Annotated in this window: 12 protein-coding genes; 3 read left to right on the top strand and 9 right to left on the bottom strand. The window is 38.8% G+C overall.

Annotated elements, in window-relative coordinates; translation table 11 throughout:
- Positions 1 to 15: 15 nt before the first annotated feature.
- The 9 genes from polA to HMPREF2837_RS10170 all read right to left on the bottom strand — a co-directional run bounded on the left by polA (position 16) and on the right by HMPREF2837_RS10170 (position 10,758).
- Positions 16 to 2,649 carry a DNA polymerase I gene (polA, locus tag HMPREF2837_RS10210; RefSeq protein WP_075230922.1) on the bottom strand — a complete coding sequence of 878 codons (2,634 nt, stop codon included), beginning with the start codon at positions 2,647 to 2,649 and terminating at the stop codon, positions 16 to 18.
- Between the two features lie 64 nt (positions 2,650 to 2,713).
- Complete coding sequence (locus HMPREF2837_RS10205) at positions 2,714 to 3,847, bottom strand: SH3 domain-containing protein (protein WP_049548883.1); 1,134 nt, start codon at positions 3,845 to 3,847, stop codon at positions 2,714 to 2,716.
- A gap of 100 nt (positions 3,848 to 3,947) precedes the next feature.
- Positions 3,948 to 4,214, bottom strand: coding sequence for a Veg family protein (locus HMPREF2837_RS10200; protein ID WP_075230921.1), 267 nt, complete (start codon positions 4,212 to 4,214; stop codon positions 3,948 to 3,950).
- Positions 4,211 to 5,569 carry a replicative DNA helicase gene (gene dnaB, locus HMPREF2837_RS10195; protein WP_049548884.1) on the bottom strand — a complete coding sequence of 453 codons (1,359 nt, stop codon included), beginning with the start codon at positions 5,567 to 5,569 and terminating at the stop codon, positions 4,211 to 4,213. Before dnaB ends, HMPREF2837_RS10200 begins: the two co-directional genes overlap by 4 nt.
- A 42-nt stretch (positions 5,570 to 5,611) precedes the next feature.
- Positions 5,612 to 6,064, bottom strand: coding sequence for a 50S ribosomal protein L9 (gene rplI / locus HMPREF2837_RS10190; protein WP_000864204.1), 453 nt, complete (start codon positions 6,062 to 6,064; stop codon positions 5,612 to 5,614).
- On the bottom strand, positions 6,061 to 8,034 hold the full coding sequence (locus HMPREF2837_RS10185) for a DHH family phosphoesterase (protein WP_049548885.1): 1,974 nt from the start codon (positions 8,032 to 8,034) through the stop codon (positions 6,061 to 6,063). The genes rplI and HMPREF2837_RS10185 overlap by 4 nt, the downstream gene beginning before the upstream one ends.
- Positions 8,035 to 8,178: 144 nt before the next feature.
- Complete coding sequence (gene hpf / locus HMPREF2837_RS10180; protein ID WP_049548886.1) at positions 8,179 to 8,721, bottom strand: ribosome hibernation-promoting factor, HPF/YfiA family; 543 nt, start codon at positions 8,719 to 8,721, stop codon at positions 8,179 to 8,181.
- Positions 8,722 to 8,800: 79 nt separating this feature from the next.
- Positions 8,801 to 9,463 carry a ComF family protein gene (locus HMPREF2837_RS10175; RefSeq protein WP_049548887.1) on the bottom strand — a complete coding sequence of 221 codons (663 nt, stop codon included), beginning with the start codon at positions 9,461 to 9,463 and terminating at the stop codon, positions 8,801 to 8,803.
- Positions 9,460 to 10,758 (bottom strand): ATP-dependent helicase ComFA, encoded by a 1,299-nt coding sequence (locus HMPREF2837_RS10170; protein ID WP_049548888.1) that lies wholly within the window; start codon positions 10,756 to 10,758, stop codon positions 9,460 to 9,462. The genes HMPREF2837_RS10175 and HMPREF2837_RS10170 overlap by 4 nt, the downstream gene beginning before the upstream one ends.
- Positions 10,759 to 10,813: 55 nt before the next feature.
- Here HMPREF2837_RS10170 and HMPREF2837_RS10165 point away from each other — a divergent pair, with 55 nt between their 5' ends.
- The 3 genes from HMPREF2837_RS10165 (at position 10,814) to cysK (ending at position 12,932) form a co-directional block, all read left to right on the top strand.
- A complete protein-coding gene (locus tag HMPREF2837_RS10165; RefSeq protein ID WP_049548889.1) occupies positions 10,814 to 11,449 on the top strand; it encodes a YigZ family protein in 636 nt (211 codons plus the stop codon).
- 16 nt (positions 11,450 to 11,465) lie between these two features.
- On the top strand, positions 11,466 to 11,909 hold the full coding sequence (locus HMPREF2837_RS10160) for a PH domain-containing protein (RefSeq protein WP_049548890.1): 444 nt from the start codon (positions 11,466 to 11,468) through the stop codon (positions 11,907 to 11,909).
- A gap of 96 nt (positions 11,910 to 12,005) precedes the next feature.
- Positions 12,006 to 12,932: a cysteine synthase A gene (cysK, locus tag HMPREF2837_RS10155; RefSeq protein ID WP_049548891.1), complete on the top strand. Its 927-nt coding sequence runs from the start codon at positions 12,006 to 12,008 to the stop codon at positions 12,930 to 12,932.
- Positions 12,933 to 13,043 lie beyond the last annotated feature (111 nt).

Genomic DNA, 13,043 nt, shown 5'->3' with positions numbered 1-13,043 from the left:
CTAATAGTCTATTTTTTATTTGGCTTCATACCAAGTCACGCCTTCATTTTCATCAGCAATGAGGGGCACACTTAGTTGAATAGCTTCTTCCATGGTTTGTTTGACGAGTTTTTTTATGGCAGCTAATTCTGACTTAGGCACTTCAAGAACAATTTCATCGTGTACTTGTAGAAGCATCTTAGTCTGATAACCACCCTCTACCAATGCTTTATCTAGTTGAATCATAGCGATTTTGAGAATATCTGCAGCCGAACCTTGGATAGGGGAGTTGATAGCTGTACGTTCTGCAAAACCACGAATGTTAAAGTTACGCGAATTGATATCTGGCAACTTACGACGACGTTTGAAGAGAGTTTCTACATAACCCTTATCACGCGCCTCACGTACCACTTCATCCATGTAGTTTTTGATCCCTGGGAAGCGTTCAAAGTAGGTATCAATGTAGGCCTTAGCCTCTTTACGACTGATACCTAGGTTATTGGATAAACCAAAGTCTGAAATTCCGTAAACCACTCCAAAGTTGACAGCCTTGGCATTGCGGCGGTCGTTCGGAGTCACATCCTCAGGACGTTCAATCCCAAAGACACGCATGGCTGTCGAGGTATGGATATCCGCTCCTTCTTGGAAGGCCTTGATTAAGTGCTCATCTTTAGAGATATGCGCCAAAACTCGCAATTCAATCTGTGAATAGTCAGAGCTGAGAAGGACACTGTCCTCCCATTCTGGTACAAAAGCCTTACGGATAAGGCGACCTTGTTCCAAACGAACAGGGATATTTTGCAAGTTTGGATCGACACTAGACAGACGACCTGTCTGAGTCAAATCTTGCACATAGCGCGTGTGAATCTTGCCATCAGCTAAAATCCAGTCCTGCAAACCAATCACATAAGTGGATTGAATCTTAGCAATTTGACGGTAGTCTAGAATTTTCTTGACGATTGGGGCAATCGGAGCTAGGCGCTCCAAGACATCCACGGCTGTCGAGTACCCTGTCTTGGTTTTCTTGGTATATTCGAGAGGGAGACCTAGTTTTTCAAAAAGAAGGACACCCAACTGTTTAGGTGAATTGATATTAAATTCCTCACCTGCTAGGTCATAAATCTCTTGCGTCAGCTTTTCAATGACAAGCTCATTTTCAGCTTGCATCTCGAGTAGAGTTTCTTTTTTAACCTTAATCCCAGCGATTTCCATCTTAGCAAGAACAAAGGCCAGAGGCTGCTCCATATCATAGAGAAGGTTTAACTGTCCGTTTTCACTTAACTTTTCAAGCAATACAGGCTCTGTCTCAACCAGCACAGCAACCTTGCGAGCCAAGTGCTCCAAGAATGTCTCTCTCTCAGGGATAGCTTTCTTGATCCCCTTACCGTAGAAGGTCTCATCATCAACCAAATAAGTTTGGCCGTAGAGACTAGCGATAGTTGAAATTTCATTATTCTCGACAGTAGAGAGAAGGTATTTGGCCAAGCGACTGTCAAAAGCTGGAGCCTGTAAATTCAAACCAAAACGATTTAAGAGAACTTTAGCTTTCTTAAAGTCATACACTTTCAGAGGTGTTTTTTCTAGAAAATCCTTGAGAATCGGATTCTGCAAAAGTTCCAACTTATCTGTAGCGTATAGCTTGTCCCCACAAGACCAAGCAAAACCAACCAAATCATCTGTATGGTAATTTTCACCAAAAAGTTCAAAGTGGAAGATAGAGTCGGCACTCAGCATATCTTCAGTCACTTTGTCAACCATGGTAAAATTCAAACTCTCAGCTTGGTTAGTCTGAGAAGCATTCAAGGCTTGCTTGAGCTGTTTAAAGCCCATCTCATCGTAGAATTTTCCTAAGCTTTCCACATCTGGACCGCTATAAACCAAATCATCTAGACTGATTTCAATTGGCGCTTTCGTGTCGATGGTCGCTAGTGTTTTAGACAGAAAAGCTTGTTCCTTGTCATTGACAAGATTTTCCTTCATCTTGGAAGCCTTCATGCCATCGATATTTTCATAAATACCTTCCAGCGATCCGTGTTCTAACAAGAGCTTGATCCCAGTCTTTTCACCAATCTTGGTCACCCCAGGGATATTATCAGACTTATCCCCCATGAGTGCCTTGAGATCAATGAACTGAGCTGGTGTGATTCCCATCTTTTCCATGAGATAAGCCGGTGTAAAGGCCTCAAACTCAGCCACACCTTTCTTAGAAATCTCAACCACAGTATGCTCATCTGTCAACTGAATCAAGTCCTTGTCTCCGCTGACGATAGTTACATCAAAAGAATCCTTTTCAGCCAAACGACCCAGAGTCCCGATGATATCATCTGCTTCATACTGAGCTAACTCATAATGACGAATCCCAAGATGGTCTAGCAACTCACGAATAAAAGGAAATTGCTCACGAAACTCATCCGGAGTCTTGGCACGACCACCCTTATAGTCTGCATACATATCTGTACGGAAAGTCGTCTTCCCAGCATCAAAAGCAACCAAGATATGACTCGGTTGAACACGCTCCAGTAGGTGATTTAACATCAGATGAAATCCATAGATTGCATTGGTATGTAGTCCATTGTCATTTTTAAAACGATCTAGTTGCTGATAAAGGGCAAAAAATGCTCGGAAAGCAACTGAAGAACCGTCAATCAATAATAATTTTTTCTTGTCCATACACCCATTATAAAGGAAAGCAGGGAAAAATACCATTAGGAAGAGCCCAAATGCTGAATAACACTTATGAGACTGGTTTTTCTACTCGAACTCCATCGCCATCAACTTGAAATCCATCGATAGTAGTATTTACTGCCAATTCTCCAGATGCATTTACATAGTAATGTTTTCCTGAAACCTGGAACCACTGGCTGGTTTTCATAGCTCCAGAACTTTCCAGATAATACCAAATACCTTTTTCCTTCAACCAACCTGTCTGCATTTCACCAGATGACTTCAAGTAATACCAATTCGAACCATCTTTTAACCAACCTGTCGTCATTCTACCATCAGCTTGCAAATGATACCAGTTCCCATTAATCTTCTTCCAACCGACGGCTATCTGACCATTTTCATAGTAGTACCAACTTGTTCCCTCTTTTGCCCAACCATTTTTAGAGCTAACTGTTTTAGTTAAGGGGATATAACGTCTGTTTCCACTTCGTGAAATATAACTAATCCATTTATAGCCTTCTTTTTCAAAGGTTTGATCATAATGAACACTCATTCCAGCTTCGTAGTAATCGATAACAGTAGATGTCAATGATGGCTGATCCATAATAGCAGATTTTTCTGTGAAGTGATGAGTTCCACTGAAAGCTAGTAGAGACTGATGATGCCCTACACTAGCATTCCCTACATCTTTAAAGTGAATGAAACCAGTCATAGAACTCGCCTTTACAATTCTACTATGATATGTTTCTGTATAATCATAATTGTACTCCTCGATTTCAATCATGTCTCCAATCACATTAGATACCCAGGCTACGTGACCGTACTGCCCTCTTGTACTCCAAGCAATCGCACCAATTGCTGGTTGCTGGTCCACCCGATAGCCTTCTTTTTGGGCTCGATAACCCCATTGATTAGCGTTCCCATAAGCAGCTGGTAGTTCAAAACCATTGACACTACTTAAACGAAAAGCAGCAAAAGAGGTGCATTGTCCCGAGTACATACGCCACTTATCAATTTTTTGACTTCCATTTTTATAATAATAGGGATAATCATCTCCTCGTGCCAGTGATCCATTGTTTGCCTGGTTGGCATGAACAGTTCCTTCACCAAACAAAAAAGCTCCTGCTAGTAATAGTGAAGCTGATCCTACAGCTGTCTTTCTGAGAAAAGTTCCCTTTTTATGTCCTGCTTTAGTAAATGTCATGCATTCTCCTTCAAATAATTAGATTTTTGAGGTTGACCTCATCTATATCATTCGAAAGAAAAAGAAAAAAGTGAGAAACTTCCCACTTTCATGAATATCCTTAATCTAAATAATGAATTAAGTTCTTTTCTGTTAAAATATCTGAATAGGTGAAAGATTCAACATAGACGTTTGCCTGTTTGTCTCCTTCAACATTTCCAAACTCAACGATGAAGAGCGATGGATAAACCTCAATTAGTTTTCCCAAACGATTTTTTTGGCGTTTACGACCATTTTCTAAGGTCATTTCTACCACTTGTCCCTCATGCACCTTAATTTCTTCTTTGATTTTTTTCATTTTAGCCACATCTGTAAATGCGTCTGTCATCTTGCTTCCTCCATCTTCGAAATACTTGAAAATTTATTATATTCTTTTTGGAAAATCAATTCTACCGTTCCGCGAGCACCGCTACGGTTTTTCTCGATAATCACTTCTACTTTATTATTTGGAATGCCTTCCTCCTCTTCACCACCGCGCTCATAATAGTCATCACGATAGAGAAAGGCTACGATATCAGCATCCTGCTCAATAGATCCAGATTCACGAATATCAGACAAAACTGGTCTCTTATCTTGACGTTGCTCTACACCACGAGAAAGCTGACTAAGAGCTATAACTGGAACTTTGAGTTCTTTTGCTAAGATTTTCAACTGACGGGAAATCTCAGATACTTCTTGTTGACGATTTTCTCGACCAGTTCCAGTGATAAGCTGAAGATAGTCAATCAAAATCAAGCCCAGATTACCTGTTTCTTGAGCCAGTTTACGGGAACGAGAGCGAATTTCTGTGATCCGAATCCCTGGTGTATCATCAATGTAGATACTTGCATTAGCCAGATTACCCTGAGCAATCGTATACTTGCGCCATTCTTCCTCAGTCAATTGCCCTGTACGGATAGAATGCGACTCTACCAAGCCTTCCGCAGCTAGCATACGATCGACCAAACTTTCAGCACCCATTTCCAGAGAGAAAATAGCAACTGTCTTGTCTAATTTGGTTCCGATATTTTGCGCAATATTCAAAGCAAAGGCTGTCTTACCAACCGCAGGACGAGCTGCCAAAATAATCAATTCTTCCTCATGCAGACCTGTCGTCATGTGATCTAAATCTCGATAACCTGTCGCAATACCCGTGATATCCGAAGTCTGTTGCGAACGAGCTTCTAGATTCCCAAAGTTGATATTCAATACATCACGAATATTTTTAAAACCATTTCGATTGGCATTCTCACTAACGTCAATCAAGCCTTTTTCTGCACGAGCGATAATTTCGTCAGCAGGTTGAGAAGCTTCATAGGCTAGGTTTACAGACTCTGTCAACTTAGCAATCAGGCGTCGAAGCATAGCCTTTTCTGCTACAATTTTAGCATAGTATTCCGCATTAGCAGAGGTTGGCACTGAATTGACAATCTCAACCAGATAAGACAAGCCTCCGATAGTTTGTAAATCACCTTGACTATCTAGTATAGTCCGAACTGTGGTTGCATCAATAGCATCTCCACGATCAGACAAATCAACCATAGCCTGAAAAATCAAACGGTGAGCATACTTAAAGAAGTCCTGTGAATCGATATATTCTCGGACAAAAACGAGTTTAGTCTCATCAATAAAAATGGCTCCCAACACAGATTGTTCTGCTAGAATATCTTGAGGCTGAACACGTAGTTCTTCAACTTCTGCCATCAGACTTTCCTTCCTTTTACAATGTTGTCAACCAATCGTAAATTAAGCTTCCTTGACACGAAGATTGATTACACTTGTCACATCTTGATAAATCTTCACCGGAACATCAATCAAACCAACTGCTCGGATTGGTGATTGAACTTGAATATGACGTTTATCAATTTTAATACCAAATTGTTTTTGCAATTCTTCTGCAATCTTCTTGTTAGTAATTGACCCAAATGTACGTCCATCTGGACCAACTTTTTCAACAAACTCAACGATTGTTTCTTCTGCTTCCAGTTTCGCTTTAATTTCCTTAGCTTCTGCAAGCATCTCTGCATGTGCTTTTTCTTCTGATTTTTGCTTACCACGCAACTCACCAATGGCTTGAGCTGTAGCTTCCTTAGCAAGGTTTTTCTTAATTAAAAAGTTTTGTGCATATCCAGTTGGTACTTCTTTAATTTCACCTTTTTTCCCTTTACCTTTAACATCTGCTAAAAAGATTACTTTCATTCTTCTGACTCCTTTTCTTTTGTTTCATTAAAAATAACTGTTTTCAGTTTATCTCCTGCTTCTTGCAGGCTCATATCTGTCAAACGTGCCGCAGCTAAGTTAAAGTGACCACCGCCACCTAACTCTTCCATAATTCGTTGGACATTGATCTTACTTCTGCTTCGCGCAGAAATGGAGATTGATCCTTGACTATTCTTAGCAAGTACAAAGCTGGCCTCTATACCAGACATAGCAAGCATAGCGTCAGCAGCCTTACTAATAACAACCGTATCGTACTCTTTATCCTCCAAAGCTTGAGCAACCAGGATTGATGGCTGCACCATTTGCCCTTGTAAAATTAACTCATTTACTAATCGATATTCTTCAAAATCCGTAGCCGAAATTTCCTGAATGACAATGCTATCACTCCCTCTCGTTCTGAGATAACTTGCAACATCAAAAGTTCGACTAGTTACCCGAGAGGTGAAATTTTTAGTATCCAGCATCATCCCTCCCATAAGAACACTAGCCTGAATACGACTCAAACGTTTCTTCTTAGAGTTTTGAAATTGAATCAATTCTGTTACTAGTTCACTAGCACTACTAGCTCCACTCTCGATATAGGTAATGACCGAATTATCTGGAAAATCTTGGTCACGACGATGATGGTCAATGACAATCGTCTGGGTAAACAAGTCATAAAACTCTTTGGATAAGGTTAAAGCTGTCTTAGAATGGTCAACCATCACCAGTAAGGAGCGTTTGGTAACCATTGTCATAGCCTGGCCTAAAGAAAGAAGTTTTGAAACACCCTCCTCTTCCAAATAGTTAACCGCTCGAGCAATATCTGGAGACATCTGTGTAGGTTCATAAATCACATAACTCTCTTCCAGTACATTACTCGAAAACAACTGCATTCCAACTGCTGAACCAAGAGCATCCATATCCAGATTCTTATGACCAACAACAAAAACTCGATCAACACTTTTAAGTTTGTCTGAGATAGCTGTCATCATGGCACGAGTTCGTGTCCGAGTACGTTTAACTGATGCTGCTGAACCTCCTCCAAAGTAGATTGGATTTTTAGTTTCATCATTCTCTTTTACGACAACTTGGTCACCACCACGAACTTCAGCTAAATTGAGATTAAGAAGAGCCACCTTCCCAATCTGATCATGATTCCCATCACCATAGGAAACTCCCATACTCATCGTTAGTGGTAAATTCCGTTGCTTGGCTTCTTCACGAAAGGTATCAATCACAGAAAACTTATCCTGCATCAAGTGATTAAGCACAGTGTAATCCGTAAATAGATAAAAACGATCCATACTTACTCTACGAGAAAACATGGCATATTTCCCAGCAAATTCGGAAACAAAATTTGCAACAAAACTATTGATATGACTAATGTCTGATTCAGACGTTTCATTTTCCAAATCATCATAGTTATCAACTGAAATAACTCCAATTACAGGACGACTTGTTACCAATTCAGCAGTCGCCTCATACTCACCAGAAACATCAAAAAAGTATAAGACACCTGAATTTCTATCTAAATGCACTGCATAACGTTTCTCCCCAACAATGGCATAAGACCCTGGGGAAGAAATCGAACTCTTTAAAATCTTTTGAAATTGAGGAAAATCAATTTCTCCATCCTCAGTTGTCAAAATTAATTCCGCATAGGGATTGAACCATTCAATCTCACTGCTGTCCATATTTAATTTAACAACCCCGACAGGCATTTGCTCCAACAGAGCACTCAAACTATCCGTAGCCTGATGATTGACATACTGGATTTGCTCGATATCTGTTTTTTTGTAATATTTTTTCTGGAAATTAAATAGCAGAACATAGAATACGATAAATAAAAATAGACTTGCTATAGTGATAAGATTATCCTTTACTAACACAATCAAAATGGTCATAATCGTAAAGGTTACCATAGCAATCAGATACATAAAAAAGGGATTTATTTCATTTTTTTTCATTACAAACCTCTTGCGCATTATTATACCATAATTGTAGCCAAAATGCGACTTTTAAAGAGGTATCTCTAGCTACCAACTTCAGATTTTCAAACTAAAAAGTGGTTTACACTAGTGTAAACCACTTTTACAGACTAATTTTTAAGATTATTTAACTTCTAGAAGACCAATATCTCCGTCTTCACGACGATAAATAACATTTGTTGTTTCATCTTCAACATCTACATAAATAAAGAAGTCATGTCCCAATAAATCCATCTGTAAGATAGCTTCTTCCAAATCCATTGGTTTCAAATCAATTTGTTTTGAACGAACAACTTTTGGTTGTGCTACATTTAAGTCCTCAACTAAAGCATCTGTAAAGAGTTGACTTGTAGATACTTTATTTCTGTTCTTACGTTCAATTTTAGTTTTGTTTTTACGAATCTGACGCTCAATCTTATCTGTCACCAAATCAATAGAACCATACATATCTTGAGAAATATCTTCTGCACGAAGAGTAATAGATCCAAGCGGAATGGTTACTTCAACTTTAGCAGTCTTTTCACGGTAAACTTTCAAGTTAACACGCGCATCCAATTCTTGGTCTGCTTGGAAGTATTTTTCGATCTTTTCGAGTTTAGAAACTACATAATCACGAATTGCTTCTGTTACTTCTAGGTTTTCACCACGGATACTATATTTAATCATATAAGTACCTTCTTTCTAAACATATTTGTTTTTCTAATTATATTATAACGCTTTCATATTTTTTTTGCAAACTTTTTCCTCATCTTGCGAGGGAAAAAGTTTTAATATTCTGACAACCAGACTCTAATAGCATACTTTTAAGACGATTCAAGGTAGTTCCAGTTGTATAAATATCATCAAAGAGTAAGATATTTTCTGGGAGCTTCACACCATCTTTCAGAAAAAATGGGAACTCTGTAAGTAAACGATCTGCTCGATTTTTTGAAGAACTAGCCTCCACTTCGTTTTTAACCAAAATATCCAGATATGTTAGTCCAGTCTCCTTTATCAAACCCTCTACTTGATTAAAGCCTCTACTTTTAAAACGCTGCTCACTCAGAGGTACGATCACAATCCGATAACCCTTGTACTTTTTTAACTCTGTTTGCAAAATTTTAGAAAATACCTTTCTTAAAAGATAATCGCCATCAAATTTATAGCGACTAAAATACTCTTTCATAGCCTGATTATAGGAATAAAGAGCTGCATGATCAACCTTTACACCTTTTTTACACCAAAATTGACAATCTTGACAATTTGTTGACACGTCTTTTTTGAAACAACTAGGGCAATGGTTGTCACCGATACTCTCAAAAGACGATAGACAAGATTCACATACTAGTTCCTCCTCCTTTTTAAAACAGAGCAGGTTAGTAAAGCTTATCTCTGTTTGCAAGCTTTTAGCACACAATAAACACTTCATACTCCTGCCTCCTGATTCATTTGTTTAATCTCCTTTATGGCTCTCTTAATAGACTGATTGAGTCCGTCATGGAAAAATATAAGTTCTCCAGTAGGACGATCCATGCTTCTTCCAACTCGTCCACCAATTTGTACTAAACTTGACTTGGTAAAGAGTTGATGATTGGCTTCCACCACAAAAACATCTACACGAGGGAAGGTAACTCCACGCTCTAATATAGTTGTGCTTATTAATATCGATAACTTTCCATCTCGAAAGGCCTGTACCTGCTCTAATCGGTCTTCTGTGATTGAGGATACAAAGCCTATTTTCTCATTCGGAAACTTCTCCTGCAAAATTTCTTTTAGCTTTTCTCCCTTTTTAATCTCAGAGGCAAAGATTAGTAAGGGATAGGCCGTCTTTCTCTGTTTCTCAATGTAAAGTTTTAATTTTGGAGGTAAGCTATTTTTTTCTAAATATCTATTAAAATGCGATAACCAGATTGGCTTGGGAACAATGAGAGGATTTCCATGAAAGCGACGTGGCAAACTGAGACGCTTTAACTCCCCTTGTTTAACTTTTCTGTCTAACTCATCTGTTGACGTTGCTGTTAAAAATATTCTCAATCCATTTTCCTTTACACAATTGTTGACTGCATGGTAAAGTACAGGATTATCAACATAAGGGAAGGCATCCACTTCATCCACAATCAACAAGTCAAAGGCCTGATAAAACTTTAATAACTGGTGAGTGGTTGCTACAACTAAAGGGGTGCGAAAATAAGGATCCGAATCCCCATGTAATAGTGCAATCTCACATGCAAAATCATTTTGTAGTCGTTTATGCAGCTCTAAGCAAACATCTATGCGAGGACTTGCCAAACAAACAGCTCCACCCTGATTTATCACCTTGGCAACAACTTGGTAGATCATCTCTGTCTTACCAGCTCCTGTCACCGCATGTACCAAAGTAGCCTCCCTCTTCTCTACTGCCTGAAGGAGTCCTTGTGATACGCGCTCTTGAAAAGGAGTCAGTTGACCTGACCATTTGAGGACATCTTGCTCCGGAAACCTTTCTTGCGGAAAATAATAGAGTTCTTGATCACTTCTTATTCGCTTCATAATCAAGCATTCTCTACAATAAAAAGCACCAACAGGCAAATGCCAATCTTCTTGTATCTGACTACCACATCGCTGACAAGATAGTTTCCCCTTCTCTTTTTTCATAGATGAAATTGTTTTTGCTTGCTGTCTCTCATCATAACTTAATTCTTGTTCCGTAAAAAGGCGACCGAGATAATTTGGATTTACTTTCATATTTCTCTATTCGTAAAATGTAGAAGTTTAAGCTATTTTTTAGTACAATAAAACTATGGAATATAGAACTATAAAAGAGGACGGACAAGTCCAAGAAGAAATCAAAAAATCACGCTTTATCTGTCATGCTAAACGTGTCTATAATGAGGAAGAAGCCCGTGACTTTATCTCAGCCATCAAAAAAGAACACTATAAAGCAACCCACAACTGCTCTGCTTTTATTGTCGGTGAACGCAGTGAAATCAAGCGAACTAGTGATGACGGAGAGCCTAGTGGAACTGCTGGTATTCCTATGCTAGGAGTTTTGGAAAATCACAACCTTACTAATGTCTGTGTGGTAGTTACTCGTTATTTCGGCGGTATTAAACTAGGAGCTGGTGGTTTGATTCGTGCTTACGCTGGTAGTGTTGCTCTAGCAGTTAAGGAAATTGGTATTATTGAAATTAAAGAACAGGCAGGGATACAGATTCACATGACCTATGCCCAGTATCAAGAATATGGGAATTTTCTTAAAGAGCATAATCTCATAGAATTAGAGACAAACTTTACAGATCAAGTTGACACTATTCTTTTCATTGACAAAGAAAAGAAAGATGGTATTAAGGCTGATCTCATTGAATTTTTCAATGGAAAAGTTACTCTAACTGACAAAGGTTTACGTGAAGTTGAAATACCTGTAAACCTATCGTAAAGAAAGGAAATATCATATGGCTTTTGGAAGATTAATTCAGGGACTCGCTGGAAACTTCAGTGAGCAAAGTAAAGAAGCTCTTACCAAGGAGTTTGGACAATATTTATTAGAAAATGAAGAAATTCAAAGCGGATATAAACTCATTCGTGACTCAATTATCTTTACAAATATCCGAATCATCTTTACAGATAAACAAGGGGCAACCGGACGGAAGATGTCTATCAAATCCATTTTCCTCATAAACATTGTCAATGTTGAGATGGAGACCGCTGGTCTTGGGATTGATGATAGTGAGATTACGATTACTTACTTAGAAAATGCCTTTTTAAAAGCTCATAATGAGCACTTTAACTCTCACAAATTTGAATTTCCAAAGAAAACTGATATTGTACCTCTTTACACCTATCTATTTGAATTAGCTTATCACAATCGTTTGAATATTAACGGTTTGAATCACTGATATAAAAAAATCCTATCGCTTCGATAGGATTTCTATATTTTACAAAAGTTTAAGATAGCGTTATACTAGAAGCATCTTATATAAAGAGGTGCTTATATGGCTATTTATAACAACATCACAGAACTCATCGGTAGAACACCGATTGTTAAATTAAACAACATTGTACCCGAAGGTGCAGCAGATGTTTATGTAAAACTTGAAGCTTTTAACCCAGGATCATCCGTTAAAGACCGCATCGCCCTAAGTATGATTGAAAAAGCAGAACAAGAAGGTAAACTTAAACCAGGTTCTACTATTGTGGAAGCAACAAGTGGAAATACTGGTATCGGACTTTCATGGGTTGGTGCTGCTAAAGGCTATAAAGTTGTTATCGTTATGCCTGAAACCATGAGTGTTGAACGTCGTAAAATTATCCAAGCTTATGGAGCTGAACTAGTCCTCACTCCTGGTAGTGAAGGAATGAAAGGTGCGATTGCAAAAGCGCAAGAAATTGCTGCTGAGCGTGATGGTTTCCTACCATTACAGTTTATTAACCAAGCTAACCCAGAAGTTCACGAAAGAACAACAGGAGCTGAAATTCTAGCTGATTTCGGAGCTGATGGTTTAGATGCCTTTGTTGCTGGTGTTGGTACTGGAGGAACTATTTCAGGTGTTTCTCATGCTCTTAAGGCTGCTAATTCAAACATTCAAGTTTTTGCAGTTGAGGCAGATGAATCAGCAATCTTATCAGGTGAAAAACCAGGACCTCACAAAATTCAAGGTATCTCTGCTGGATTCATCCCAGAAACACTTGATACAGAAGCTTATGATGGTATCGTTCGCGTAACCTCAGACAATGCTCTCGCACTTGGTCGTGAGATTGGCGGAAAAGAAGGCTTCTTGGTAGGTATTTCTTCTGCAGCTGCTATCTACGCAGCAATCGAAGTTGCTAAAAAACTTGGGGAAGGTAAAAAAGTTCTTGCGCTTGCACCAGATAACGGAGAACGTTACCTATCTACAGCACTCTATGAGTTTGAAGTCTAGTCTCCTAAATACACAAAGTCCTTGTTAAAGGGCTTTTTGTTTACCTTTTAAAATAAACCTCTGAATCCCCCTCCAACAATCATAACCACCCGTCTAACGGGTGGTTTGCCC

The sequence above is a fragment of the Streptococcus sp. HMSC071D03 genome (genome assembly GCF_001812125.1).
Lineage (GTDB): Bacteria > Bacillota > Bacilli > Lactobacillales > Streptococcaceae > Streptococcus > Streptococcus pseudopneumoniae_N.
Note: the sequence above shows the minus strand (reverse complement) of the source record. Positions and strands in the feature narration are given on the sequence as shown.